Origin of the sequence: Synechococcus lacustris Maggiore-St4-Slac (assembly GCF_024345595.1) — a bacterium.
In the GTDB taxonomy this organism is placed as follows: Bacteria; Cyanobacteriota; Cyanobacteriia; order PCC-6307; family Cyanobiaceae; genus Synechococcus_D; species Synechococcus_D lacustris.
In genome coordinates this window covers 119161-144520 of the sequence record NZ_JAGQBK010000005.1, presented here as the reverse complement: position 1 = coordinate 144520, position 25360 = coordinate 119161, and the positions used below count along the sequence as shown (strand labels likewise).

Genomic DNA, 25360 nt, shown 5'->3' with positions numbered 1-25360 from the left:
CAAAGGTGGTGCCGGTAAGCCAGCCACCCAAAGCCAAATAGGCAGTTGGGAAAAGCAATAGGCCAGACCAACCAACAAATACAAAGCGGTCGCGCTTCAGCCAGTCATCGAGGACGTCGAACCATCCCCGGCCTGCCGGCGCCCGCCCTACAGCGATTGTCATCGATAGAGGCGTGATACCGGGCGATGGTAACAACGTTTTGGGGGTGTTTGCGGCAAATGGAAACGGGCTGAAATCCTTTAGCTGAAAGCTATATAAGTAAAATTACCCATTCAGGGTGCTTTGCTGGCTTTATTCTGCCCTGCTTTGCCAGGATGCAAGCAGTTCAATAGCCTCTGCCTTGGCCATATCTACTACTGAAGCGATCAATCAAACGGTGCTTGGCTCCCGCCGGCCATCCAACATTTTGATGGCCGTGCTTATTTCCACCGGGGGCATCGGCTTTCTGCTCACAAGCCTTTCCAGCTACCTGGGTCGCGACCTCCTGCCTGTTGGCCACCCAGCGGCCCTCTTTTTCGTGCCCCAGGGCTTGATCATGGGCGGCTACGGCATCGCAGCAGTGCTTTTAAGCACCTATCTGTGGATTGTTATCGGCATCGATGTGGGGTCTGGTTTTAATTGTTTTGATAAAAAATCGAACACCATCACGATCGAGCGCCGTGGCTTTCGTGAATTAATCAGCTTCAGCATCCCCTGCGCTGATGTTCAAGCGGTGAAGGTGGAGGTGCGTGATGGCCTCAATCCCCGCCGCCGCTTGGCGCTTAAGTTGCGCGGTCGCCGCGATCTACCCCTTACCAGGGTGGGTGAACCGATTGCCTTGGCTGAATTGGAGCAGGGTGGTGCTGAGCTGGCCCGATATTTAGGCGTTCCATTGGAGGGCGTATGAACCGTTATTTGGCAATGCTTTTAAGCATTTTTGCCCTGCTTTGGCTGCCGGCTTGCTCAACAACGGCAGCCCCGGCCGATTTGGGCTGCAACCAAGCTGTTAATACCTGTTTACAGGGCACTGCCAGGGTTGCCCTGAACACTGATAAGGGCCAGGTTTTAATTGAATTGGATGGCAAAAATGCCCCCCTAACCGCCGGCAATTTCCTTGATCTGGTGAAACGGGGTGCCTACAACAACACCGTGTTCCATCGGGTGGTGAATCAACCAACCCCGTTTGTGGTGCAAGGGGGGGATCCCCAATCGGCAAAACCTGGGGTATCTGCAAGTTTATTTGGCACTGGAAACTTCCTTGATCCAGCTTCAGGGGCGCCCCGTTTTATTCCCCTTGAGGTGAAGCTCAACAGCGAAGCCACACCGCGCTACGGCAGGCCCATCAGTGGAGCTCGGGTTACGGATCAGTTGGCCCTGCCCCATCACCGCGGTGCCGTTGCCATGGCCCGCTCCCAGGATCCAAATTCCGCCAGTGCCCAGTTCTATGTGGCCTTAAGTGATCTGCCGGAACTGGATGGCCGTTATGCCGTTTTTGGCCGGGTGATTGAAGGTATGCCGGTGGTAGATCGCATCGTTCAAGGCGATCGCCTGCGCAAGGCCGAATTGCTTCAGGTAGGTAAGTAGCTGCCTGAATTGCGCAGTTTTAGTGATTCAGAATTAACCCCTGACGCCCTTTGCAGCGCCACTTTTCCGGTGCGGGCGATTTCAAGAATGCCAAAAGGCTGCATTAGTTGCTCTAGGGCCACCAACTTGCCCGGGTCGCCAACCACCTCAAGGGTGAGGGCTTCATCTGCCACATCCACAACCTTGGCCCTAAACACCTGAACAAGGTCGAACACAGCGCCACGGCTATGGCTATCGGCCTTCACCTTCAGCAGCATCAGCTCCCTTTCCACCGCTGGGATATCGGAGAGATCAATCACTTCCAGCACATTCACCAGCTTGAGCAGTTGCTTTGTCATCTGCTCAAGCACAGGCGCATCGCCAGCCACCACCATCGTGAGCCGTGATACCCCCGCCTGCTCAGTGGGTCCCACCGCAAGGCTTTCAATGTTGTAGCCCCTTCGGGCAAACAACCCCGCTATCCGGCTCAGGGCGCCGGATTCATCCTCCACTAACACCGAAAGGGTGTGCTTCATTGCCCCAGCTTTGGCCCAGCCAAACCTAGGCGTTGATGTTCCCAGCTCAATATCAGCTCGTTAAAGCGCTCTGGATCTTCGTCGTGGGGGCAATGGCCCAGCCCAGCCATCAACTGCAGCTCACAAAGGCCCTTAGGGCTTAACGCAAGCACTTTTTGGCCAATTTGGGCTGGCACCAAGCGATCTTGCTTGCCCCAGAGCAGCAGCAAGGGGCATTTCAGCCGGGGCAATAGCTCTGGTGCCGTTGCCGCCGCTGGCCTCAGCCCCATGCCCCGCACCATCCCTGCTAATGCCCCGGCCGCTCCCTTACGCCGCGCCGGTTGCTGAATCAAGCGCACAAGTTCGAGGTTGATCCGTTCTGGATTTGCGTAGGCGCTTTTGATGCCAAGCCGCAGCAGTGGTGTTTGGCGAAGCAAGGCAATCAAGGGGCCCAGGGGTAGGAATTTGGCAACAAAATTCAGCAAAAAACGCTCTAGTTGCCTTTTCCAGCGGGGGCGTCTTTTGGGTAGAGCTTGCAGCAGGGTGGGATCAGGCAATGGCGCAGCCACCACTGCCCTCACCAGTTCAGGCGCAAACACAGCGGTGGTAATGGCCACCAAGCCCCCAAGGGAATTGCCCACAAGGAGGGCTGGCACCTGCACTACCTCCCGCAAAAATTGCTGCAGTTGCCTGCTCCAAAGCCTGTTGTCAAGGGCGATGGCCGGTTGATCGCTTTGGCCAAACCCCAGTAGATCGATGGCATAAACGCAGTAGCCAGCCGCCGCAAGCCCCGCCACATTGGAGCGCCAATGGCCGCTGGCGGCACCAAAGCCATGGAGCAACACAAGGGCCGGCCCGCCGGGGGGGCCAAGCCGGCGCCAATGGCAACGCCACCGCCCAAACTCACAATGGTGCTGTTCACCCCAATTGCTACCTGATTGGGGCGTGTTCATTGGTAACCGAGTGGTGACTAATCACTATTGCGAAGCCGCGGCCCAAGTGCTTGTGGGGGAGGGTTTTTTTCGGGTTGATTCGCGGCCAGCAAGGGACTTTGGTGTGTTGCTGCTCCGTTGGCTTGCCCGGCAACAGCTCAGCCATGAATTAACGGTGTTGGATGGCATGGCGGGTTGTGGCATTCGCAGCGTGCGCTATGGGCTTGAGGCCGGTGCCACTGAGTTGTGGGTAAACGACGCCGACCCTGAGCGTTTGCCTTTGCTTGATCAAAATCTGGCTGCCTTACCCCATCGCCCCGGTTTGCATTGGCAAACCAGCAAGCAAACAATTCAAAAGCTATTGGCCAACTTTGTGTTGCAAGAAAAGTATTTCGACTTTGTTGATATCGATGCTTTTGGTGCTGCCACAAGCCTTTTGCCCGCAGCCCTTGGGGCGGTGCGGCTTGGGGGGGTGCTCTATCTAGCTAGCAGCGATGGCAGATCATTCACTGGCCACGATCGAGCTGCAGCCGTGAGGCGATTAGGGGCGGCTGTGCGGGCCCAACCCTGCAGCTGGGAATTGGCATTGAGGCTGCAATTGGGTGCCATCGCCAGGGCGGCCTGGGCCATGGGCCATGGGCTAAGGCCCCTGCTGAGCTTCAGCGAAGGACGCACCTTTCGCACTGCCGTTCAGCTAACGCGGCGCCCGGCCCCCCAGGAGGAAGCGCTGCTTGGTTTGCAGGCCTACTGCCATAAATGCGGCAACCACTGGGGTACGTCGCTGCTGGCATGGAAATCCCTTGGCCTTTGCAGTTGCGGTGCTGAGCCTGTTTGTAGTGGGCCGCTTTGGCGGGGGCCATTGCAAAGCCCTGAGGTTCTTAGTGATGCCCTAGCCCTTGAGCAGGCTGGTGCCCCCTCCCTTGCTCCCATGGCCCTAAAGAAGTTGCAGCGCTTAATAAACGACCCCGCTCAACCGGCAGAGGCCTTTGCCTTGGCAGATTTAGCTCGCCATCTGCAGGGTGGTTTGCCCCGATTGGAACAGCTGCTTGCTGCCTTGCGCGCCGCTGGTTGGCGTGCTGCGGCCAGTGGCATCGAAGCAATGCAATTCCGCACGGATGCCCCATGGGCTGTGGTGTTGCGCTTAGCCCGATAAGCTGCTGTTAGATCGGTTTTCTCCTGTGGCATCTGAAATCTTTGGCATTGCAGCTGTGTTCTGGGTGCTGATCCCCCTCGGTTTAGTGGGCGGTGCGCTGCTGCTCAAATTGCAGGGAGATTGATAGTTACCCTCGGCCCTGGGCCTTGGCTTCTTAAGCTCCCCATCACTGAGGGGTGCTGATGCAAGTACTTGTGTTTGGTGCTACGGGCACCTTGGGGCGTCAAGTTGCCCGTCGTGCCCTGGATGCGGGCCACCAAGTGCGATGCATGGTGCGTTCACCCCGTAAGGCGGCTTTTCTGCAGGAATGGGGCTGTGAATTAACCCGCGGCAACCTGCTTGAAGAGGATTCCCTTGCCTATGCCCTGGAGGGGCAAGAGGCGGTAATCGATGCCGCAACCGCTCGACCCACCGATAGCGAAAGCGTTTATCGCATCGATTGGGACGGCAAATTGAATTTGTTAAACCATTGCCGCCGTGCTGGTTTACAACGCTTTGTGTTTATTTCACTGCTGGAAGCTGAGCGATTTCGCAGTGTGCCGTTGATGGATATCAAATATTGCACTGAGCAATTATTAGCAGAATCTGGTTTGGCCTACACCGTGCTGCGCACCTGCGCTTTTATGCAGGGGGTGATCGGCCAGTTCGCCATACCGGTGCTGGAAAGCCAAACCGTGTGGGTAAGCGGCAGCTCCACACCGATTGCTTACATGAACACCCAAGATGTTGCCCGCTTTGCTGTGGCGGCTTTAGGCCAAGAACAAACAATCGGCAGCAGTTATCCAGTGGTGGGCCCCAAGGCTTGGAACACAGGGGAGGTGGTGCAGTTATGCGAGCGGTTTAGCAAAAAAGATGCCCGTGTAATTCGAGTTTCGCCCTTTTTGATACGCGCCATGCAAGGGGTGGCATCCTTCTTTGAACCTGGGGTGAATATTGCTGAACGCTTGGCTTTTGCTGAGGTTACTGGTGGTGGGGTAAGCCTCAGCTCAGCCATGGAGGAGAGCTACGCCGCCTTTGGCCTAGATCCCTCCGAAACCACAGGCCTGGAGGCCTATCTCCAGGAGTATTACACCAGCATCCTGAGGCGGCTTCGCGAGATGGAGGCCGATCTCGATAAGGATGCCAAAAAGAAACTGCCCTTCTAATTGCTTCTTTTATTGCCATGGCCATTGCTCAGATCAAAAACCTGCAACGGCGGCTCGCCAACCTTGAGCAGGAGGCAGAAGCCGAATTAGACCGAGTTTGCGGCAATCATCTTTGGGCCAGTGTTGGCCCGGATGTGATCGATGCCCTTGAAAACCCAGCCGATCGCGCCCGTGCCAACTACTACTACGGCCAGTTGATGACCGTGCGGGAATTACAGGGGGCAATGGCTTAGTTGATCAAGCGTTGCAAGCGCATCTCCTCCTCCGCGCTAACGCTTCGCCATTCACCAGGGGCTAAACCCTCCAGGCTTAATGGTTTAGCCCCATCCATCAAATCAATTGCCACCCGAATCAAGCGCAGGGTGGGAAACCCCACGGCAGCGCTCATGCGCCGCACTTGACGGTTGCGGCCTTCCCTCAGGCTTAACTCAATCCAGCTGGTGGGCACGCTGAGCCGATGCCGAATCGGTGGTTGCCGCGCTGGCAGCGGCCCATATTGATCAGCATCAAGGCAGCGGGCCCTGGCCGGAAGGCTTTGGCCATCTTTCAACATCAGGCCCCGCTGCAGTTTTTCGATGGCAACTTGATCAATAATTCCTTCCACTTGAACCCAGTAGTGGCGCCAATGGCCCCACTTGGGATCGCAGAGATGATGTTGCAAGCGGCCATTGGCTGTTAGTAAAAGCAGGCCTTCGCTATCGGCATCAAGGCGCCCAGCGGCGTATACATTTCGCTGGGGCACCAGTGCTGCCAGGCTCTCCCAGCTGCTGCCAGGTTCCCGCCGAAATTGGCTCAGCACCCCATAGGGCTTATGCAACAGCAAGGTTGCCGTTGATTTGAGCTGGGGGGTGTGCACCTGCGCCTTAAACTGAATGTGAGTTGTTTATTTGGCCTGCCCCCTGCATGATCGAAACGTCTGGTGTGATTGAAAAAGAGCAGGGGAACGGCTTCTATCTTGTTACTTTGGAGCAACCTGCTGGCCACCAGTGCCTTTGCCGGGCGGCGGGCAAGCTCACCAAATTTCGCATCAAGTTGCTGGCGGGCGACAAGGTTTTAGTTGAAATCAGTCCTTACGACTTAACCCGGGGCCGGATTACCTATCGGGAACGCAATGCATCTGCTCCAGGCGGTAGACCCCCAGGTGGTGGCAACCGTCCAGGGGGCCCACGCCGCCGTTAGAGCAGCGCTTCAATGGCGGCTTTAACACTGCTGCGTTGCTGCACGCCACGCCATTGTTGCTTTAACTCTTTATTTAAAAACAGTTGCAGTGTTGGGGTGCCGGTTACACCAGCTTGGCTAGCAATTTGATTGTCTTCATTCATATTGATCTCCACCCCCTGGGCAGCACCCGCCAATTCATTCAGGATTCGGCGTAGCTGGGGCTTAAACACGTGGCAAGGCCCGCAGTCGGGGGAGGTGTAGATAACCAGTAGGGGTTTTTTGCTTTCGTGATAAAGCCGCCTTAGGGCATAGCTACCCCCCTGCCAAAGGGCATCTTGATCAAAATCTGCCTCCGTTACCTCGAGGGTTTTGATTGGTTGTTCCGCTGCAACAGGGTCTACCGGTTGGCGAGCTGTGGTGATGGCTAGATCGTTTTCGCTGAGCCAGCGCTCCGCCGCAAGGGCCGCTTGGCAGCCGCTGGCAGCTGCGGTGATCGCTTGACGCCATTGGGCATCAGCCACATCACCAGCTGCAAAAACCCCTTCTTTTGCGGTGGCGGGCGATCCGGCTGTGGTCATTAGATAACCCTTTCCATCTAGTGGCAGCTGATCTTTGAGAAGGCGCGTGTTTGGGGTGTGGCCGATGGCATAGAAAATACCTCGCACCGCAAGGGTTTCAGCTGGTTCACCAGCGGCATCTAGCAGGGTTAGTTGCTCTAGCCAATCGCTACCGGAAAGGCTGCCAAGGCTGCGGTTCCAGTGCACGGTGATTTGGGGATTGGCGAGTACTCGATCAGCCATCGCTTTGCTGGCCCGCAGGCTGCCACGCCGCACGATCAAATGCACATGGCTGCCGTATTTAGTGAGATAAACCGCTTCTTCGCAGGCGGAATCACCACCACCCACCACCGCGAGTTGTTCATTGCGAAATTGGGGGGTGGCCCCATCGCATATGGCGCAGGCGCTAATGCCATGGCTCCAATATTTTTCTTCATCGGCAATGCCAAGGCGGTTGGCGCTGGCGCCGGTGGCAATGATCAAGCTCTGGCAAGCAATATCAACTCCATCCACCTGAACTAGGTAAGGGCGTTTGGAAAGATCGATGGCGGTGGCATCAGCTTCGATCAAGCGGGTACCCCATCGCACGGCTTGGGAGCGCATGCGATCCATCAATTCAGGGCCGAGGATGCCATCAGGGAAGCCAGGGAAATTTTCCACGTGGGTGGTTGTCATCAACTGACCACCCGGAATGCCCCCATCCTGGTAACCAGTGATCAGCAGCGGATTCAAATTTGCCCTTGCGGCGTAGAGCGCAGCTGTGTAACCGGCAGGGCCAGAACCAACAACCACAAGGTTTTCCAGTGTGCCTTCAGCAGAGGAAGCTCCCATTGAATCGGGCTTATGCGTATTGATTACGTATAAAGCCTAACCAGATCTAGCTCTGGATTACCCCATCCCTCAAGGTGAGCGGTTCTTTGCAGGCGATGGGGCAACCCAGAAGCCAATCGGCGTGTTCCGCGGTTAAGGCATAGCTGGCTTCTATTTCGCCATTGGCCTCCAGTTGATCAAGACGCCACTCAAGCCAGCTGATGGTTTCGTTGAGGCTGGGGTGGATTGAGCTCAATGCATCCATGGCAGCCTCCTTTGGGGTTGAGAGAACGTGGCATTTTTAAATCCACGGGAGTGTATTCAGAGCAACAAATCAAAAAATCTTTCCATAACTACAGCCTTTGGCCTGGATCGGGGTATGGATCAACCTGTAGGGACCTGGGTAGTTCCGTTCCCTGTTGTTGGCTAGGGGGGAGGCGATGCCAAGGGTCTTCCAGATAGGCGGCACCCCTTAGCCGCCAGGTGCTGCGGGGGCTAGGAGTGGTAGTAACTCCGGTGGGGAGCTGGTAGGGCTCCACCGTGATCATTGTTTGTGCCTTTGCTGCAGGGGTGAAAAGCAAATTGGCGCTGCTCAAAATAACCAACGCAAACGGACCACCAACGGCCCAAATCGAGGAGATGATTGCTTGCATGGCCAGAAGTTATCAAGCTTGACCGCTTTGGCAAGGGCAAGCTGCAAGGCAAAAATGCAAGGCAAAAAAAAACTCCACTGCCCGGCAGTGGAGTTTGGGGTGACGTGCTCGCGGTGGGCTCCGGGCTCCTTGTTTATCCGCCTTCCTATTAAGCAATGGCAATGCCACTTAAGTGTTACTGCTTCTTTTTAGTTGCTAACCAAATGTGACTGAGGTTGTTCAGGAGGCCAGAAACTGCGGCAGTTGCGGACCCTTGAGTTCAATCACCGCGCCAGCAGCATCGGCGATGGCCCGCTGTTCGAGCCGCCAATTACCACTGCCTGAAGCTTGCTCAACGCAGGTTTCTTCAACACTTGCTTCGGCTAGCAGATAGGGAAAGCTGAGGCTCCAATTGCTGGCATAGGCCATTAGTAGCGGATCGGCGGGGGCGTGCACATAGGAGGGGTGCCTAGGCATCGGCTCCAGGGCGCTGCGGCTGCCATCAAGGCGCACCGCCCTGGTGATGGCCTGGAGGAAGCGGCTGCGGGTTGTAACCGTTGTGAGATACGCAACTACCCGCAAGCGCGGTGCATCAAAGCCCTCAGCGCACATGTCTACGCTCACAAGCCACTCCCCCTCGCCGTTTTGGAAGTTTTTGAGCGCTTCCGCCGCGCTTGGGTCTTGCGAGTGCACCAAAACAACCCTGTCGCCCTGCTCCTCCAGCAGCCCAGCAATCCCGCGCGCATGGGTTATGTCGCGGGCTACCACTAGGCCAGCAGCCCCAGGCTGCTGTTGCTGCAATGCCTCCCGCCTGCGCCTGGCTTGAAGCAAAACCTGCAGGGCAATGCTGCTGGAATCACCCAGGCGCACAGCCTGCCTTAGGTTGCGAGCCCGCCAGCTCTCTCGATGTTCGGTTGATAGGGCTGATCTATCGCTGTTTTCATACTCAATCCAGCCATCTTGGAAATGAAAGCGCAGGGGCCTCACATCACCTGAGCTGATCAGCTCTTGGGGGGTAACAACTAAATCCGGGGTGATAACCCGCTGCGGCACCCCCTCGATTGTTAAAAGCTTTTGGCGCGAGGAGCAAAACTGCAATTGGTCGGCGCGAAACGGAGTGCCGGTGAGCCCTAGCCGCAGCTTTACGCCATCACTTAGCTCTTCAAAGCTTTTACCCCAGCCGCCCTCTTCCGGTTGTTGGGGGTTTAAACCGAGGTGATGCACCTCATCGGCCACCACCAGCCATTGCTGCAGGGGCCACCGGCTTTGCAGTAGCTGCTGCCAATGCTTGGGATCCCGTCCCGCTGCCTGGTAGCTCAAAATCAAGCCGTGGGGCCCCATTTGCCCCTCCCCTAAATCCAAACCGAGTTTTTTTGCGGCACTGTGCCATTGGTTTGAAATTGAGCTGCGGTGGCAACAGATGCAGATGCCGCTTAGCTGCTGCCCTTGGCGCAATTGCAAAAAAGCATGGAGGCTGCCAAGGGTTTTGCCTGCCCCCGGTCCGGCATGGATCAACACATCTGTGCAGTGGCCTGGTGCTGCCGTGAGCAGCCGGCGCCGCAGCAATTCCAGCAAGCGTTGTTGCCAACCACGGGGACGAATGCCAACCGCTACGGAGCCATGGGGACGGCTAATGGCGAAAGAAATGGAACCCATGGCCAGATTTTGAGTGTTTTTGCGCAGGGTGAGTGGCGCTGGCCGACCTAGCTTCCAGCCAATAAGGTTTGTGGTCTACCCCATTGATGTTTAATCCCTCTTCAATCCCCCCACCAATCCCAACAGAACTACTGCAAAAACTGGAACGTTGTTTCAAGCAGGAGTGCGATATCGACCCTTTGATCCTGCGCTTACGCAACCTCCGCAGCCATGGCGCCTGGGCTGAGGTTTGTTGTTTAGAACAGGAACTACTGCCTTTGTTCTGATGCGTTTAGCTGTTACAGGTGCTTCCGGTAAAACCGGTTGGCGCATCGTGGATGAGGCCCGCTTACGCGGCCATCAGGTGGTGCCGATCCTGAGGCCAAATTCGCAGCTGCCCGATGGCTTGGTTGCTGATGGGCTACCTCTAAAGCGCTTGAATCTTGCCGATCAAAATGCCCTGGTGGCTGCCTTAAACGGTTGCGATGCCTTGCTAATTGCCACAGGTGCAAGGCCCTCAATCGATCTAGCCGGGCCCCTGAAGGTAGACGCCCTAGCGATCAGAGATCAGATCACTGCCTGCCGTAGGGCGGGAGTTAAGCGGGTGGTGCTAGTGAGCTCCCTCTGCAGTGGCCGCCTATTCCACCCGCTTAATTTATTTGGCTTGATTTTGCTTTGGAAGCGCCTTGGCGAGCAGTGGTTAGAGGCCAGTGGCCTTAGTTGGACCATCGTGCGGCCTGGGGGGTTAAAGGAAGCAGAGGAGCAATTGGAGCGTGAGGGCATTCGCTTTAGTGGGCCCAACCAACAGGAAAGCAGCAGTATTCCCCGCCGCCTGGTGGCCCAGGTGTGCCTTGATGCCCTTGAGCTGCCAGCGGCGATTGGTCGAATCTTAGAAATCACCAGCGGCGAGGATGTGCCTAAACAAACCCTTGCTGATTGGTTAATTGAAAATCCCACCAGCGCCATTTAGGCCCCGTTTCCCCTGGTTGGGCGGTGATCTGCAAACCCTGCGGGACACCTTGAGGCGTCCCCCCCGCCTGCCCCCCGACGTGGGCTTGCCACTCACCACAGCCCTGCCCTGCGGCGGCGCCTTGCTGGCTTTTCACGATCCCGTTGAAAACCCCCTGGCTTTGGTGCTTTTGCTCCATGGCTTGGGGGGCAGCAGTGATCGAGAGGGTTTACGTCGCATGGGAATTGCGCTTCAAGCAGCTGGCTTTTCGGTGCTTCGCCTCAATTTGCGCGGTGCCGGTAAAGGCAGACCCCTGGCTTCAGGCACCTATGCGGCCCTGTGCAATCAAGATCTGGAGCCGGTATTCCAGTTGGCGCGCCAGCTGGCTAACGGCATTCCCTTGGTGGGAGTTGGTATTTCCTTAGGGGGAACAATTTTATTGAATGCCTGCTTTGAATTTTGCTTAGATGCTTTGGTTTGCACCAGTAGTCCCCTGGATCTTGCCCTGTGCTCTGCTTCGATTGAACGACCCCGCAATCGCATTTATCAGCATTGGTTAGTGAAGCGTTTAGTGCAACAAACCCTTGAAGATCCAGCTGGAATTACAGCAAAGGAAAAGCATGCCCTTAAGCAAGTGCGCAGTATTCGTGATTTTGATGAGGCGATTACAGCGCCTCGCTGGGGTTTTAGTAGCGCTGCTGCCTATTACAAACAGGCAAGCCCCCTATACCAATTAGATCGTTTAAAAGTGCCAAGTATGTTGTTGCAAGCTGATGATGATCCCTGGGTAACAGCATCTACGGCAGAGCAACTGCAGCTTCAAAAGCATAATTTTCCCCTTGAGGTGTTGCTCACCCGCGGTGGTGGCCACAACGGTTTCCATAGCCACGGCGACCATCCCCTTGCCTGCTGGGGCGATCGCCTGGTGGCGGCATGGTTAAAAGCTAAATTGTTTAACCAACCATTCAGTGATCGGTTCACCAGCAATTAGGTGTTGCTGCACAATTCTGTCGATGCGCTCTGGCAGCAAAGAGCCATACACATGGCCGCTTGGCCAAATTAATAACACCGGACCATCGCTACATAGCCGCAAACAATCAGCCTTAGTTCGCAATACAACACCTTCTTTGCGAGCTGGATCTTCTAACCCTGCGGCTTTGATGCTTTTTTTTAATTGCTCCCAGCATTGGGCCCCCACTGGCCCTTGGTGGCAAAGGGCCTTAGTTGGGGTGGCACAAAGGAACAGGTGATGTTGAACCGTTTGGATCAACGGTTGGCTTCGCTGTGGTTAACGAGCAGATGATGAACGTCTTCCAAACCTTCCTTCGCTTGAATCCGGGCCTGTTCAAAATCACCACCGGCTTCAGGCAGCAGGGCTTCACCAACGCGATCGAGCAGCTCCTCGTGGCGTTCCTGCAGAAATGCCAGCAGTTCCTCTTCAATCACCTGGCGCACAGCTTTGGAACGCAATTTGTTTTGGTCGGCCTCAGCAAAAGTGCCACCAACTAGTTCTTTAACAAATAGCCGTTGGATTTCATTGCTGCGCAAGAAGCTTTCCACCGCATTAATGGTGCCATCGGCCACCGTGCGCTCCACCTCCATCATTTCCTTGCCCAGCTTGAATTCCCAGTCGAGATGACGCTTTTGCCAGCCCTGTTGCTGCAGCATCGGCACCACGGTTTGGGAGAAGGTGTCGATCGAAATTTCGTAGATGCGTTCAGCAAGCCTTTCGCACCAATCCTCCCCGTGGGCCCTGAGGTTTTCTTGCAGTTCAGTGCGTTCAATTTGATGCCCACCGTGGTGGCTGTGGCAAACGTCGCCGGGGCACTCAACGGCAGATAGGGGCATGGCAAGCAATAGGCAACCTTTTTACGTGTTAGCGAGAAATTGAGCGATTGGTAAGTGCTGTGCGGAATATCTTCGGCTATCAGAGCGCTTCAGCTGTTACGCGCCTGGCCCAGGCATCTACGGCTAGCACCTCCTCCAGGCTTGGTTCTGCCCGCAATTCCTGTTGATGCCTAGCGCAGGTGCGCTCGATCAGTTTGGGGATATCAAGGAAATGGATGCGCTCCTCCAGGAACATTGCTACCGCCTGTTCATTGGCGGCATTGAGCACTGCAGGCATGGTGCCAGCGGCCCTGCCCGCGGCATAGGCCAATTCCATGCAGGGATATTTAGCTGGATTTGGTTTGCTGAATGTGAGCGACGCCACTTCTGTGAGATCAAGGCGCCGCCAGGGGGTTTCCAAACGCTCTGGCCAGCTCAGGCAATAGAGCAGTGGCAGTTTCATGTCGGGCCAGCCCAATTGCGCCAGCACTGAGGAATCGGCCAGCTCCACCAACGAATGGATGATTGATTGTGGGTGGATCACAATTTCGATCTCGTTGTAATCAAGGCCAAATAAATAATGGGCTTCGATTACTTCAAGGCCCTTATTCATCAGTGAAGCTGAATCAACAGTGATCTTGCGGCCCATGCTCCAATTGGGATGGCTGGTGGCATCAGCCACCGTTGCCTTGGCGAGATCAGCTGGATCCCAATCGCGGAAAGCACCACCGGAAGCAGTGAGCAGGATGCGCCGCAGGCCAGGGGGTGCAAAACCAGTGGAAAGCCTTGCTGTATCTACCCAAGGGGTGCCCTGGAGGCATTGAAAAATGGCCGAATGTTCAGAATCGGCAGGCAGTAAGCGCGAGCCGCTTTTTTCCAGTTCTGGCAGCACCACTGGGCCAGCTGCAATTAGGGTTTCTTTATTCGCCAGGGCTAAATCTTTGCCGGCGCGAATCGCCGCCAGGGTGGGCAGCAGGCCAGCGCAGCCAACGATGCCTGTAACCACAAGATCGGCGGAAGCCCATGCGGCAGCTGTGCAGATACCATCGCTACCGCCTAAAAGTTGGGGCAATGGCCTGGAAAGCCCAAGGGCGTTTAGGCGCTCTTGCAATTCGTTAATCCGATCGCCATCTGCCAGGGCAACCACCTCTGGCCCATGGCGTTTGATCTGCTCAACCAGGAGCTCGAGGTTATTGGCAGCGGTGAGCGCTACTACCTTGAAGCGATCGGGAAAGTCGTCAACGATTTGAAGGGTTTGGGTGCCGATCGATCCGGTGGAGCCGAGCACTGAGAGGGCTTTCACAGCTGGCGCCTAGGCGGGTGGATGGCCCCAAGTGTCCCATTTACAGGGATGGCAGTGGATTGCCCGCTCACCCCTGCTGCGCCAAGATGCAACAAAATAATGAAAACTACAAATTCATTTCAAAAACAAACTTCCAATTTAATGAAATTTCCCTGGTTGCAACGTTGGAACTTTATTGAGCGGGCGAAACTTGAGCGCCAGCTTTGGGATGCCTTTGAACGGGGTGAATCAATTGAAGCTTTGGTGGAGCAATGCCAAGACGAATTCACTAAAGAGGTGTGGACCAGCACCGCAGCCAGCATTCGCAAAATTGAGCGCGTGATGCGTGATCAGCAGCAGCCCTAGCTGCGCAGCCACTCTGTGTTGCCACCCGGTTTATCAATCAATTCAATCCCTTGTTCTTTTAGGGCAGTGCGAATGTTATCGGCTTCTGCAAAGTTGCGGTTTACTTTTGCTGTTTTACGGGCTGCAATTTGTATTTCAATATCAGCATCGCTGAGTTGCGCTGCTGAGGTACTTAATTGCTCTGCATTTAGGCCAAGCACCCCTGCTAATTCTTGAAATAGTTGCCATTGAGAGCCCAAAGCCCGTTCTTCGCTGCTGGGGGTGTCGCCGCGCTCAAGGCGATTAGCTAGGGCCCGAAGTGGTTTTGCTAAATCAAATAGCACCGCAAGGGCAGCGGAACTATTGAGATCGTCGTCCATGGCAGCAGAGAAGCGCTCGCGGTTTGCTTCAAGCCAGGGTGCGGCAATTGGATCAAGGTTTTGCCAATTCAAGGCTGCTCCATGGCGTTCACCTAGCAGCAGGGCGGCATTCAAACCTTTCCAACCCGTGGCAGCCGCAGCTAGAGCTTCAGCGCTGAAATCCAGGGGTTTGCGGTAGTGGGCCTGTAGAACAAAAAAGCGCAGGGTCATGGGGGAAATGCCGCTGTCTAATAGGGCACGAATTGTGGTGAAGTTGCCCAGTGATTTCGACATCTTTGTACCCTCCACATTCACCATGCCGTTGTGGAGCCAATAGCGGGCTAGGGCTTTACCAGTGGCGGTTTCCGATTGGGCAATTTCATTTTCGTGGTGCGGAAAGATCAAATCAGCACCACCTAAATGAATATCGATGGTTTCACCTAGTTCTTGGCGCACCATCGCTGAACATTCGATGTGCCAACCCGGCCGACCCGGCCCCCAGGGTGATTCCCAGCAGGGCTCCCCAGGCTTTGCCCCCTTCCAAAGGGCGAAATCAAATGGGTGTTGCTTGCGGCCTTCCAATGCATCGTTGCTGCGGCCGCCAGCACCCTGCTGCTGTTCATTCGGATCACGGCCACTTAATTGGCCGTAGTTATTGGCTTTAATAACGGCGAAATACACGTCGCCAGCGGCGCTGTAGGCGGCGCCTTTAGCTTCCAATTCAGTTATTAGTTGGCGAATGCCGTTTAAACATTGGGTTGCCCTTGGCATGCGATCGGCAGGCATGATATTTAAGCGGGCCATATCTATTTCAAATGCGCTGATATTGCGTTCGCTTACTGTTTCCATATTGCTTCCTTCCTCAAGGGCACGATTAAGGATTTTATCGTCGATATCTGTGTAGTTTTGAACAAAGGTAACTTTATAACCACTAAAAGTTAGATAACGACGCAGCACATCCCAAGCGATGTAGCTGCGGGCATGGCCCAGGTGGCAAAGGTCGTAAACCGTTACGCCACAGCAATAGATGCTTACCTCACCAGGCAGCAAAGGCTGGAATTCTTCAATCTTTCTAGTTAGTGTGTTGTTGAGTTTTAGCGCCATTTTATTTCGCCTCCATCCAGTTGGGGCCAGCGCCAATTTCCACCAGCAGGGGTACTGAGAGGCTTACGGCCTGTTCCATTGTGTTTTTAACAAGGGCCATCACTTCCTTTTGGGCAAGCGGATCACATTCCAGAACCAGTTCATCGTGTACCTGCAGCAACAGCCTTGCCGGCAGCCCGGTGGCGGCCAGCTTTTGATTTAGTTGCACCATTGCTAATTTAATAATGTCTGCGCTGGAGCCCTGAATCGGTGCATTGGCGGCAGCCCTTAATTGTTGCGCTTCCATGCCACCGCGGCGCGCCAGCTCTAGATTTATTTCCATGGGATCTTTGCCCTTAAGCCTGCCGAGGCCATTGGGATCAAAATTAAAAATGCGCCTGCGCGCCAAGATCGTTTCCACATAGCCACGGCTCAGGGCTAATCTTTCTTGCAGTTCTAGAAAAGTAAATACTTTTTGATAGCGTTGTTTGTATTTAGTGAGAAATTCTTTTGCCTCCGCCTGGCCCACGCCTGTTTCACGGGCGAAACGCTGGGCACCCATGCCATAGATCACACCAAAGTTAATTGTTTTGCCCAGGCGCCTTTCATCGCTGCTGATAACAGCATCAGCTGTTTTATCTAGTAAAAGCCTGGCCGTTAGCGCATGCACATCATTGCCATTGTTATATGCTTCAACTAATACTTCTTCACCGCTGAGGTGGGTGAGGATTCGCAATTCGATCTGGGAATAATCGGCGCTGAGTAGTTGCCAACCCTCCTGGGGCAAAAAGGCCTTGCGGATTTGACGGCTATAGGCAGTGCGAATCGGAATATTTTGTAGATTTGGATTGCTGCTACTTAAGCGACCCGTTGCTGTTACGGCCTGGTTGAAATCCGTATGTACCCGTCCTGTTTCTGCTTCCACCAATAGTGGTAGGGCATCAACATAGGTGCTCTTTAACTTACTCAAGGTTCGGTGTTCTAAAACTAATGGCACCACTGGATGATCGGCCTCGAGTTTTTCCAGCACTGCCGCATCGGTGCTCCAACCGGTTTTGGTTTTTCGTGATTTTTTGCGATCTAAACCCAAGGTTTCAAATAACAATTCACCCAGCTGCTTTGGTGAGGCCAGGTTGAACTCAATGCCAGCTTTGCTGCGGGCCTCTGTTTCTAGCAGTAGTAATTGTTTTGCCATCTCAGTGCCTAATTCCTGCAGGTAGGGGATATCAATGCGGATACCTGTGGCTTCCATCAGGGCTAATACAGGTTCAAGGGGCAACTCCAATTGATCTAATAATTTGCTCAGCTCACTACCAAGCCCATCTAGTTGCTGCCTAAGAATTAGGGCTAGGCGATAGGTTAGATGCACATCCATGCCGCAGTATTGGGCGGCAGCATCAATGGCTACGCTGCTGAAATTTTGACCCTTGGCTACCAAATCAGTGAAACTGGTTGGTGTGAAATTAAAATGGCGTTGGGCAAGTTCATCAAGGCCATGTTTAGCATTTGCATCTATTAGATAATCGGCCAGCAGGGTGTCGATAACCACCCCCTGCAGTGGTAAACCATGTCGCAATAGAATTAGGCGGTCGTATTTAGCATTTTGCAAGGCCTTTGGATGCTGTGCACTTGTTATCCAAGGGCTGAGGGCCATCAACACTTCATCAAGGGGTAATTGAGTTGGTGATGTTAAACTTTGCTGGTGGGCGATTGGGATATAGGCCATATCTGCAACACCCTCGCCCCAGCCCACACCAATGCCAACCAGCTCGGCTTTAAATGGGTTGAGGCTTGTTGTTTCCGTATCTAGGGCTATCGGTTTTTGGGTATCAGTTGCTGCCATTAACCTCTCCATTAAGGCGGCCAGGCAAGCGGTTGTAGTTATTAATTCTGGCTTCAGCGTTGTGAGCTGGTTTGATTCAATTTCTTGTGGTTTTTCTGCTTGAGAATCTATTTTTTGAGCATCTGGTTTAGCTATTTCAGTTTGACTTGTTTCTGCTTCTGAGGAGAATAGATTTCTGAAAGTGGGCACCTGTTTTACCAGGCTGTGAAGTTCTAATTCCTCAAGGCTGCTGCTAAGTGAATCTGAGTTAACCAAGCCAAGCTCTAATCTTGGCTCCTCTGGTAAGGGTACATTGATTAGAATTTCAGCAAGCATTCTTGAGCGATAGGCATTATCTTGATCGGCCCGTAACTTTTCTATTAATGCACCCTTGAGGCTTCCCTTACTGGCCTTGGGATCGGTTAATTCTGCGAGCGCGGCATAAATTCCATCCACATTGCTGAATTCTTTCAGCAGGTTGATTGCTGTTTTTGGCCCCACCCCTTTAACGCCTGGGATGTTGTCGGAACTGTCGCCGGTGAGCGCTTTTAAATCCACCACCTCCTCTGGTGTTACCCCTAGCTTTGCAATAACGCCTTCCCTACGGATTTCCGTGGGACCACTGTTTTTTGCATAGGGGCCACCACCCATGTAGAGCACGGCAATATCGCGTTCATCATCTACCAGTTGAAATAGGTCGCGGTCGCCGGAGAGAATGCGAATCCGCCAACCTTGATCTGCTCCGCGATTTGCCAAGGTGCCGAGCACATCATCGGCTTCAAAACCAGGTGCCATTGCTAGGGGAATATCAAGACTTTCTTTGAGGATTAGTTGCAGGTTGGCCAGATCGCTAAAGAAATGTTCCGGTGCCACATCTCTGTGGGCTTTATATGCAGCATCTGCCTGATGGCGAAAGGTTGGTTCGGCCGTATCGAAGGCCACCACTAAACCTGCGGGTTTTAAAAGTTTGCAATTATCGAGCAGTGCTTTTAAAAAGCCATAGGTAACACTGGTGGCCACACCTGCCTTGGTGCTAAGCCCCCCTTCCCCCCCCTTTGAGAAGGCATAGAAACTGCGAAAGGCCAATGAGTGGCCATCAATCAAAAGCAGTAGGGGTTTGCTCAAGGTGTGTCCCAACTTTTAACTTGTTCCAAAACCGCTGGTGGCCATGCCGCATCGAGGTCGTTTTGGGCCTGATCTAGCCAGGCTTGGGGACGGGTATTCACGGATATCGCTTTAGCAAAGTTATCGCTTCGCTGAAGATAGCCCGCCAGCAGGGATCTTTTGATTTAGCTAGGGCATCAGCAGCTTTGCAATATTTGGCCCATCAACCATGCTGGTGTGATGAGCGAAGACCGCCTCAGCCTGTTGTGGGGTATCACCATTGCTTCGGGGGCAACAGCCCAGCTGTTGGCGCGTATTACCAGCTTGCCTGGGGTGGTGCTGCTGCTGGCCAGTGGTTTAGTGGTGGGTAGGGCCGGCTTCCATTGGGTGGAACCGCTTGATCTGGGCAATGGCCTCGGCACGGTGGTGGGCTTATTGGTGAGCTTGGTGCTTTTTGATGGTGGTTTGAACCTGCGCCTGCCTGGCGGCGAATTAAAAACTGCCGTATTGCGCATCGTGATGGTGCGTTTTGTGTTGGCCCTAGGTGGAGGATTGCTGGCGGGCCATTGGCTTGCTGGTTTGAATTGGCAATTGGCGTCTGTATATAGCGCCATTGTTTTGGCCACCGGCCCCACGGTGGTGAACCCGCTGGTGCAGCAAATGAAACTGCTGCCGCCGCTTGGCGAGCTATTGGAGGGAGAAGGCCTGGTGCTGGAGCCGATCGGAGCGGTGCTGGCTTTGATGCTGCTGGAGCTGGTTCTGGGTGACCTGCAGAGTTGGCAGGGGGTGGCCCAGGGATTGCTATTGCGTCTTGGTTTTGGTGTGCTGGCTGGTTTGCTCTGCGGTTTATTTCTCTCGGAAATATTGCGGCGTTTGCCGGATGAAAAGGATGCCCTCGGTTTAAGGCTGCAACTAAGCCTTGGGGTTTTGCTGCTGATGTTCACCAGTTGCGAAGCATTCCTGCCGGAATCGGGCTTGCCGGCAGCAGTGGCCGCTGGGGTGGTGGTGGGCAGGAGGCCCTCTACTGAACCTGAACAATTGGATGGCTTAATTCGCCAGTTGGCCCAATTGGCAATCACGCTTCTATTTCCCCTGTTGGCAGCGGATGTGTCTTGGCAGGAATTAAGCCCCCTCGGCTATGGCGGTGTGGCTTGCGTTTTGGTTTTGATGCTGCTTGTGCGTCCAGTGGCAATTGCCATAGCCACCTTTGGTTTGCCCCTAGATGGCCCCCAGCGTTTGATGCTCACCTGGTTAGCCCCCCGGGGGATCGTTACGGCCGCCATCGCCAGCTTGTTTGCCATCCGTTTGGAGCAGGCGGGCATCTCTGGGGCAGGCCGCCTGCAGGGTTTGGTTTTTTTAACGATTTTGATGACCGTAGGCCTCCAGGGCCTCAGTGCTCCATGGCTAGCTAGAAGGTTGGGTTTGGTGCAGGCGGATCCGATCGTCGCCACTGCTATTGAGCAGCAACCAGGTTTCGATTAGATCTGGCCCCTGCAGGCGTCCCAGCAGGGCGGCACGCATACTTTTCATAAGAACCCCTTTCTTAACGCCTGCTATTTCACAGGCTTGGCCGATTAATTGTTGGGCATTGTTGTGATTAAGGACCTGATCAGGTATTAAATCCAGCAGGGCATTTAGGGCTGGAATTGCCCCTGGGGTTTGCAGTTGGCTGAGTGCTTCTGCTGATAATTCAGGTTGTTCAAAAAATGGTTTTGCCTGCTCTACGCCATCTGCCAAAAGGCTGAGGGAGGGGCCGATCAAAGTGCATAGTTGCTGGCGCCAGGCCAGGGGTTTAGCGCTGTAATCAAAATTGGCTTTCTGCCAAAGCGGTTGGAGTTGAAGCTCTAATTGGGCGCTGTTTAGTTCATGGAGAACTTGGCCGTTAAGCCAATTCAATTTGTCCCAATCAAACCGAGCGCCAGCTTTATTAACCCGATCAAAATCAAATACTGCTGCTGCCTGCTCAAGGTTGAAACGTTCAGCCATGCCTTCCGGCGGCGACCAACCCAATAGGGTCATGTAGTTGGCAAGGGCAGGGGCTGTGTAGCCCATGGCTTGAAAATCTGAAATCGATGTAACACCATCGCGTTTAGATAATTTTTTACCCTCTTGATTGAGTATTAAGGGAGTGTGGGCAAATAAAGGGATGGGTAGATTTAGGGCCTCATAGAGAAGCAATTGTTTTGCGGTGTTGGCGATGTGATCTTCACCGCGGATCACATGGCTAATTGCCATGGCGGCATCATCAACCACCACCACGAGGTTATAGAGGGGATCGCCGATCTGATCGGCGGCGGCGCGGCGGGCGATCACCATGTCGCCGCCGAGATCAGCGCCAGCCCAACGCATTTCACCGCGCACTAGATCACGCCAAGCGATGCTGCGTTGATCATCAATGCGAAAACGAATGGTGGCTTGGCGGCCTGCGGCGCTGAATTCCTGCTGTTGCGCTGGGCTTAAGTTGCGATGGCGATTGTCGTAGCGGGGAGCTTGCTTGTTGGCGGCCTGTTGTTCGCGCATCGCTGTTAGTTCACTATCACTAGCGAAACAGCGATAGGCATGGCCTGAATCAAGCAGCTGTTGGATCGCCTGGCGATGTTCAGCAATGCGGGCGCTTTGGATAACTGGTTCGGCATCCCAATTGAGGCCGAGCCATTGCAAACCCTCAAAAATATTGGCAGTGAAGGCATCTTTACTGCGTTCCTTGTCGGTGTCTTCAATGCGAAGCAAGAATTGGCCCCCATGGCGGCGGGCAAACAGCCAATTAAAAACAGCGGTGCGTGCTGTGCCGATGTGTAGGGTTCCAGTGGGGCTAGGGGCTAGCCGAACGCGCACTGGGGTGGTGATTGCGGTAACCATTGAGCTCACGGATTAGGGATTAGTGGCTCAAGATCTTGCAATTGCAAAAGTTGGAAATTTGAACGGGACTGACGGGATTCGAACCCGCAACTTCCGCCGTGACAGGGCGGTGCTCTAACCGGTTGAACTACAGTCCCATGGTGAGAATTAGGCCAATGATTAACATCTAGCAATCGTTAATTAACCATTGATTAGAAAATCCTAATCAAAAACTAATTGGAAGAATCGTTTAGATGGGCGTCAGTGGTGTTGTCCTATTTCGGTGGCCATGTCCCATTAAGGGAGAAGTCATTATCGGTCTTGAGGGTGCCACCCGTCAACTGATTTGTTGCGTTGAACAACTCAGCCTTGTTGCTTAAGGCTTTCGAGCTCCTTTAAACCTTGCAGAAGCGCCTTAACCGTTTCGGGGTTGGCTGGTTTTTGGAAGGTGGCCAACAGTTCACGGCCTAAAACGGTGCAGCCAAGATGGGAAAATTGCTGCCGCATCGCCTGCAATACCTTTTGGCCACCACCACCACTGTGGCTGGCAAGGGCCACGGGCCGGTTGTTGAACATCTCCCTGAAATCTGGCGAAATCACGGAAAGCCAAGCAATGGCATTGGTGAGGCTGGGGGGGATTGAGCCGTTGTATTCAGGGGCGCATACAAATAGGCCGTGGTGCTGGCCCATGGCCTGCTCTAATTCTTTAAAGCTTTCTCCGGGGCCTTGCTCTTTAAGAGCAGGCTGGAAAAGGGGCAGATTTAATGCGCAAAGATCAAGAATCCTGCAGCCCATGGCTTGGTTGATGGCTTCGCTCTCGATTGAGCGGGCCAACTCAAGATTTTTGCCAGTGCTGGCCGCCAGGATCAACATCAGGGGCGAAATCCAGCGGGTTCAATTAGGCGCACTTGATTGCCCCTAGCGGTGAATTCCCTGCCTTGGTCGCTCTGTACAACCACGCGGCCGCCGGATTTAACACGAATCACTCGAGCTCGAACCCAGCCCAAGGCTGCAGATTCGAGCACTTTCACCACATCACCAGGCTGTAGATCCAATTCCATGTTTCTAACCTCAGGTTCTTACCTCAAAGTGGACCGGGATGCATCGGACGCGCCGTGGAGGACTTGAACCCCCGACATCAGGTTTTGGAGACCTGCGTTCTACCAACTGAACTAACGGCGCAGGAGGCGATGCACCCCCGCCGCTGCGACTGTAGGCAACGGCTGGTAACGACGGTTGGGTGATCAGCGATCGAAGCGCTGCTTAACCCTGGTGGCTTTACCAACGCGATCGCGTAGGTAGAAGAGCTTAGCTCTACGCACCTTGCCGCGGCGCTCAACGTTGATGGTGGCCACTTGGGGGCTATGGAGCATGAACACCCGTTCAACACCGATGCCTTGGAAAATGCGTCGCACCGTGATGGTTTGGTGCATGCCGCCGTGGCGCTTAGCAATCACAACCCCTTCATAGGGCTGGATACGCTCTTTATTGCCCTCACTAATGCGCACACCCACCTTCACGGTGTCGCCCACGTAGATCTCGGGCAGATCTGATTTGAGCTGGCTGCTTTCAAACGAGCTGATCAGTTCAGCTGCGCTTAATTTGCGCTTTTTCTCAGCTGCTGGAACTTCAGCAGTGGGTGTTTCGCTCGTGGTCTCTGCGGCTGTTTCCTCTGCAGTCATTGAGTAGTAAGCAACTCCTATGCGAGTTGCTGGTGCGGGGCCAAACAAAGAGCTTACCTCTTCGTGCCATTGAACCAAAACCGCCTAGGGGGATTTGAATTGCTTGCGCCATTTCTGCACCAGCAGCATCCCGCCGCTAATCAGCATCCAAAGCAGCCCCAGGCCATTGAGCAACACGTAGATGGTTTCAGCCCTTGGCCCAAGCCATTCGCCCTCGTGTAACACCAAAAGCAGATGCGCTTGGTTGCGGCTGAGGCCACCCCAATCCCGTAGCAACCTGTAGCCCATGCCTGAAATAACAGTGAGCAGCAAGGGAAGCAGCACAAATGGTGCCAGCCTTGAATGCCAGCGCCGCAGGGTTTGAAGCAGGCTGGTCATCGCACTAAAAACGCAACTGGGGCACGGCCGTTGATAGTTTGTTAACTCGGGCCTGGATAGCTGTAACCATGAATCTATTTGCTGAACTCCTGGTATCGGCCAAACCCCAGGCTGGGCCACGCATCCGCCAAAACCGCAGGGGGGTGGAGTTGAAGTCGGCCAGGGAGATCACGATCATGCGCCAAGCAAGCCGGATTGTGGCAACTGTGCTCAAGGAAATCATGGGCATGGTGAAACCAGGCATGACCACCGCTGATTTGGATGCCTATGCCGAGCAGCGCATCCGCGCCATGGACGCAGTGCCGAGTTTTAAGGGTTACCACGGCTTTAGCGGCAGTATTTGCGCCAGCATCAACAATGAGGTGGTGCATGGCATCCCAAGTGCAAAGCGGGTAATTCGCGATGGCGATCTACTCAAAGTTGATACGGGAGCCTGTTTTGAGGGTTATCACGGCGATAGTTGCGTAACCATCTGTGTTGGTGATGCACCTGAGGAGGCCGTGAAATTGGCCCGGGTGGCCCAGGAATCGTTAATGAAAGGCCTTGGCCGCATCAAAGCTGGCAACACCCTGCTTGATATAGCCGGAGCCGTTCAAGACCATGTGGAGGCCCATGGCTATGCCGTGGTGGAGGACTACACCGGCCATGGGGTGGGTCGCAATCTGCATGAAGAACCCTCGGTGTTTAACTTCCGCACCAAAGATTTGCCAAACGTAACCCTGCGCTCCGGCATGACCTTGGCCGTGGAACCAATCCTGAATGGCGGATCAAAAGCTTGTAGAACCCTCAAAGATCGCTGGACTGTTGTTACCGAAGATGGCAGCCTTTCAGCCCAATGGGAGCACACTATTTTAGTAACTGATGATGGATGTGAAATCCTCACTGATCGCGATGCCGTGTAGTGCTGCGGTAGTAGATATTTCTTGTGAATTCAGCTAATGGCATCAACAGCCATGTAAGCGGATTGGGGCTAACAATCACCATCTTTTTATCATTTAGCACCTGTTGAATAACTGTTTTTGCCACACCATCCGCTTTCATCAGCCCATAGGGATTTAGCGCTGATTTAAACGGACCCAACACCAAGCGCCGCACGGTGCAGGGGGCATCCAAGCTGCGCAGGCTTAGCAGTTGGCCCAGGGCCCGCTTACTGATCTCATAGAGGGGGCTCAGGGCTGGATTCACCTCCGCCTCTGAGGTGTTCACCCACACCTCACGGTTCTCATTTGCTTGCGGGTTTTGTTTGTGGCAAATCTGCAGAAATATTTCAAGCAGCCGCAGGGCGCTAAGGGTATTCACCTCAAGGCTTTCCATGGCCGCTGCTGCATCCCTGGCCCCAATCCTGTTGATGCCGTGGTTAATCACAAGGATTTGAACCCCAGCCAATAGCTCCTGGAGCTGCTGCTCTTCGCCCACCTGCCAGCTAACCGTTTGCACGGGCACCAGCTGGCCATTGGCATCAACCAGCTCTAGGGCCCCCTCGCTGTGGCGCAGGGCCACCAAATCAGCTCCCTGGAGGTGTAGTTGCAGCAATAAGGCCCGGCCAAAGCTGCCGCCTGCTCCCGTTACGGCACATCTTTTGCCGGAAAAAAAACCTTTTTCCACCCT

31 protein-coding genes, 2 tRNA genes and 1 pseudogene are annotated in these 25360 nt (G+C 54.4%); 13 read left to right on the top strand and 21 right to left on the bottom strand.

The genetic code is table 11. The annotated features are described in order from the left end of the window. A pseudogene (locus tag KBY68_RS06005) lies at positions 1–163 on the bottom strand (photosystem II D2 protein (photosystem q(a) protein)); the annotation flags it as partial. 184 nt (positions 164–347) lie between these two features. Here KBY68_RS06005 and KBY68_RS06000 point away from each other — a divergent pair. Both KBY68_RS06000 and KBY68_RS05995 read left to right on the top strand, forming a co-directional pair. After that, complete coding sequence (locus KBY68_RS06000) at positions 348–887, top strand: photosystem I assembly protein Ycf4 (protein ID WP_106499564.1); 540 nt, start codon at positions 348–350, stop codon at positions 885–887. Then, complete coding sequence (locus tag KBY68_RS05995) at positions 884–1564, top strand: peptidylprolyl isomerase (RefSeq protein ID WP_255096302.1); 681 nt, start codon at positions 884–886, stop codon at positions 1562–1564. The genes KBY68_RS06000 and KBY68_RS05995 overlap by 4 nt, the downstream gene beginning before the upstream one ends. Here KBY68_RS05995 and ilvN read toward each other — a convergent pair. Beyond that, a complete protein-coding gene (gene ilvN / locus KBY68_RS05990) occupies positions 1549–2079 on the bottom strand; it encodes an acetolactate synthase small subunit (protein WP_106499535.1) in 531 nt (176 codons plus the stop codon). The two genes, KBY68_RS05995 and ilvN, sit on opposite strands and share 16 nt — an antisense overlap. Then, entirely contained in the window at positions 2076–3011 is a 936-nt protein-coding gene (locus tag KBY68_RS05985) for an alpha/beta fold hydrolase (protein ID WP_255096301.1), read from the bottom strand. Before KBY68_RS05985 ends, ilvN begins: the two co-directional genes overlap by 4 nt. A gap of 13 nt (positions 3012–3024) precedes the next feature. Here KBY68_RS05985 and KBY68_RS05980 point away from each other — a divergent pair, with 13 nt between their 5' ends. Genes KBY68_RS05980 through KBY68_RS05965 form a run of 4 tightly spaced genes read left to right on the top strand, consistent with a single transcriptional unit; the run spans position 3025 to position 5521 of the window. Beyond that, a complete protein-coding gene (locus tag KBY68_RS05980; RefSeq protein ID WP_255096300.1) occupies positions 3025–4143 on the top strand; it encodes a class I SAM-dependent methyltransferase in 1119 nt (372 codons plus the stop codon). Positions 4144–4168: 25 nt separating this feature from the next. Next, positions 4169–4267 (top strand): cytochrome b6-f complex subunit PetM, encoded by a 99-nt coding sequence (gene petM, locus KBY68_RS05975; RefSeq protein ID WP_106499538.1) that lies wholly within the window; start codon positions 4169–4171, stop codon positions 4265–4267. Positions 4268–4325: 58 nt separating this feature from the next. Beyond that, positions 4326–5288, top strand: a complete 963-nt coding sequence (locus KBY68_RS05970; RefSeq protein ID WP_255096299.1) for an NAD(P)H-binding protein — start codon at positions 4326–4328, stop codon at positions 5286–5288. A gap of 17 nt (positions 5289–5305) precedes the next feature. Further along, positions 5306–5521 (top strand): DUF8669 family protein, encoded by a 216-nt coding sequence (locus KBY68_RS05965; protein ID WP_106499540.1) that lies wholly within the window; start codon positions 5306–5308, stop codon positions 5519–5521. Here the strand turns inward: KBY68_RS05965 and KBY68_RS05960 are convergent. Further along, positions 5518–6144: a pseudouridine synthase gene (locus KBY68_RS05960; RefSeq protein ID WP_255096298.1), complete on the bottom strand. Its 627-nt coding sequence runs from the start codon at positions 6142–6144 to the stop codon at positions 5518–5520. The genes KBY68_RS05965 and KBY68_RS05960 overlap by 4 nt on opposite strands. Positions 6145–6191: 47 nt before the next feature. Between KBY68_RS05960 and infA the strand changes: the two genes are divergently transcribed. After that, a complete protein-coding gene (infA, locus tag KBY68_RS05955) occupies positions 6192–6467 on the top strand; it encodes a translation initiation factor IF-1 (protein ID WP_106499542.1) in 276 nt (91 codons plus the stop codon). On the opposite strand, the gene KBY68_RS05950 is transcribed toward infA, so the two are convergent. From KBY68_RS05950 to KBY68_RS05935, 4 genes are all read right to left on the bottom strand, one after another. Then, positions 6464–7837: an FAD-dependent oxidoreductase gene (locus KBY68_RS05950; RefSeq protein WP_255096297.1), complete on the bottom strand. Its 1374-nt coding sequence runs from the start codon at positions 7835–7837 to the stop codon at positions 6464–6466. The two genes, infA and KBY68_RS05950, sit on opposite strands and share 4 nt — an antisense overlap. A gap of 46 nt (positions 7838–7883) precedes the next feature. Next, complete coding sequence (locus KBY68_RS05945; RefSeq protein WP_106499544.1) at positions 7884–8081, bottom strand: hypothetical protein; 198 nt, start codon at positions 8079–8081, stop codon at positions 7884–7886. Positions 8082–8169: 88 nt separating this feature from the next. Further along, positions 8170–8469 carry a hypothetical protein gene (locus KBY68_RS05940; protein WP_133165156.1) on the bottom strand — a complete coding sequence of 100 codons (300 nt, stop codon included), beginning with the start codon at positions 8467–8469 and terminating at the stop codon, positions 8170–8172. A 219-nt stretch (positions 8470–8688) separates the two neighbouring features. After that, positions 8689–10104, bottom strand: a complete 1416-nt coding sequence (locus KBY68_RS05935; RefSeq protein WP_255096296.1) for a DEAD/DEAH box helicase — start codon at positions 10102–10104, stop codon at positions 8689–8691. 86 nt (positions 10105–10190) lie between these two features. On the opposite strand from KBY68_RS05935, the gene KBY68_RS05930 reads away from it, so the two are divergent. Genes KBY68_RS05930 through KBY68_RS05920 form a run of 3 tightly spaced genes read left to right on the top strand, consistent with a single transcriptional unit; the run spans position 10191 to position 12023 of the window. Continuing rightward, the gene (locus KBY68_RS05930; RefSeq protein ID WP_106499547.1) at positions 10191–10370 is read left to right on the top strand and encodes a hypothetical protein; all 180 of its coding nucleotides are present in this window, start codon (positions 10191–10193) and stop codon (positions 10368–10370) included. Further along, on the top strand, positions 10370–11053 hold the full coding sequence (locus KBY68_RS05925; protein WP_255096295.1) for an SDR family oxidoreductase: 684 nt from the start codon (positions 10370–10372) through the stop codon (positions 11051–11053). The genes KBY68_RS05930 and KBY68_RS05925 overlap by 1 nt, the downstream gene beginning before the upstream one ends. Beyond that, positions 11028–12023, top strand: coding sequence for a YheT family hydrolase (locus KBY68_RS05920; protein ID WP_255096294.1), 996 nt, complete (start codon positions 11028–11030; stop codon positions 12021–12023). Before KBY68_RS05925 ends, KBY68_RS05920 begins: the two co-directional genes overlap by 26 nt. On the opposite strand, the gene KBY68_RS05915 is transcribed toward KBY68_RS05920, so the two are convergent. From KBY68_RS05915 to KBY68_RS05905, 3 genes are all read right to left on the bottom strand, one after another. After that, positions 11970–12302 (bottom strand): (2Fe-2S) ferredoxin domain-containing protein, encoded by a 333-nt coding sequence (locus tag KBY68_RS05915; RefSeq protein ID WP_255096293.1) that lies wholly within the window; start codon positions 12300–12302, stop codon positions 11970–11972. The two genes, KBY68_RS05920 and KBY68_RS05915, sit on opposite strands and share 54 nt — an antisense overlap. Continuing rightward, positions 12299–12880, bottom strand: a complete 582-nt coding sequence (locus KBY68_RS05910) for an EF-1 guanine nucleotide exchange domain-containing protein (protein WP_106499565.1) — start codon at positions 12878–12880, stop codon at positions 12299–12301. Before KBY68_RS05910 ends, KBY68_RS05915 begins: the two co-directional genes overlap by 4 nt. A 79-nt stretch (positions 12881–12959) precedes the next feature. Next, entirely contained in the window at positions 12960–14162 is a 1203-nt protein-coding gene (locus KBY68_RS05905) for a 1-deoxy-D-xylulose-5-phosphate reductoisomerase (protein ID WP_255096292.1), read from the bottom strand. A 141-nt stretch (positions 14163–14303) separates the two neighbouring features. Between KBY68_RS05905 and KBY68_RS05900 the strand changes: the two genes are divergently transcribed. Further along, positions 14304–14507: a hypothetical protein gene (locus KBY68_RS05900; RefSeq protein WP_106499567.1), complete on the top strand. Its 204-nt coding sequence runs from the start codon at positions 14304–14306 to the stop codon at positions 14505–14507. On the opposite strand, the gene cysS is transcribed toward KBY68_RS05900, so the two are convergent. Both cysS and polA read right to left on the bottom strand, forming a co-directional pair. After that, positions 14504–15949 carry a cysteine--tRNA ligase gene (gene cysS / locus KBY68_RS05895; protein ID WP_255096291.1) on the bottom strand — a complete coding sequence of 482 codons (1446 nt, stop codon included), beginning with the start codon at positions 15947–15949 and terminating at the stop codon, positions 14504–14506. The genes KBY68_RS05900 and cysS overlap by 4 nt on opposite strands. Before the next feature lies 1 nt (position 15950). Then, positions 15951–18875, bottom strand: a complete 2925-nt coding sequence (gene polA, locus KBY68_RS05890; RefSeq protein WP_255096290.1) for a DNA polymerase I — start codon at positions 18873–18875, stop codon at positions 15951–15953. Positions 18876–19094: 219 nt separating this feature from the next. Here polA and KBY68_RS05885 point away from each other — a divergent pair, with 219 nt between their 5' ends. Further along, entirely contained in the window at positions 19095–20336 is a 1242-nt protein-coding gene (locus KBY68_RS05885; RefSeq protein ID WP_255096289.1) for a cation:proton antiporter domain-containing protein, read from the top strand. Here the strand turns inward: KBY68_RS05885 and gltX are convergent. The 7 genes from gltX to KBY68_RS05850 all read right to left on the bottom strand — a co-directional run bounded on the left by gltX (position 20259) and on the right by KBY68_RS05850 (position 23752). After that, positions 20259–21713 carry a glutamate--tRNA ligase gene (gene gltX, locus KBY68_RS05880; RefSeq protein WP_255096287.1) on the bottom strand — a complete coding sequence of 485 codons (1455 nt, stop codon included), beginning with the start codon at positions 21711–21713 and terminating at the stop codon, positions 20259–20261. The two genes, KBY68_RS05885 and gltX, sit on opposite strands and share 78 nt — an antisense overlap. A 63-nt stretch (positions 21714–21776) precedes the next feature. Beyond that, positions 21777–21850, bottom strand: a tRNA-Asp gene (locus KBY68_RS05875). 205 nt (positions 21851–22055) lie between these two features. Beyond that, on the bottom strand, positions 22056–22565 hold the full coding sequence (locus KBY68_RS05870) for an NADPH-dependent FMN reductase (RefSeq protein WP_255096286.1): 510 nt from the start codon (positions 22563–22565) through the stop codon (positions 22056–22058). Beyond that, positions 22565–22753: an SH3 domain-containing protein gene (locus tag KBY68_RS05865; RefSeq protein WP_006043540.1), complete on the bottom strand. Its 189-nt coding sequence runs from the start codon at positions 22751–22753 to the stop codon at positions 22565–22567. Before KBY68_RS05865 ends, KBY68_RS05870 begins: the two co-directional genes overlap by 1 nt. 48 nt (positions 22754–22801) lie before the next feature. Continuing rightward, positions 22802–22874: transfer RNA gene (locus KBY68_RS05860), tRNA-Trp, on the bottom strand. A 62-nt stretch (positions 22875–22936) separates the two neighbouring features. Continuing rightward, positions 22937–23374: a 50S ribosomal protein L19 gene (gene rplS / locus KBY68_RS05855; RefSeq protein WP_255096285.1), complete on the bottom strand. Its 438-nt coding sequence runs from the start codon at positions 23372–23374 to the stop codon at positions 22937–22939. A gap of 84 nt (positions 23375–23458) precedes the next feature. Continuing rightward, entirely contained in the window at positions 23459–23752 is a 294-nt protein-coding gene (locus tag KBY68_RS05850; protein WP_106499556.1) for a peptidase, read from the bottom strand. Between the two features lie 68 nt (positions 23753–23820). Between KBY68_RS05850 and map the strand changes: the two genes are divergently transcribed. Then, complete coding sequence (gene map, locus KBY68_RS05845; protein ID WP_255096284.1) at positions 23821–24654, top strand: type I methionyl aminopeptidase; 834 nt, start codon at positions 23821–23823, stop codon at positions 24652–24654. Here map and KBY68_RS05840 read toward each other — a convergent pair. Next, entirely contained in the window at positions 24632–25357 is a 726-nt protein-coding gene (locus tag KBY68_RS05840) for an SDR family NAD(P)-dependent oxidoreductase (protein WP_255096283.1), read from the bottom strand. The two genes, map and KBY68_RS05840, sit on opposite strands and share 23 nt — an antisense overlap. Positions 25358–25360: the final 3 nt, after the last annotated feature.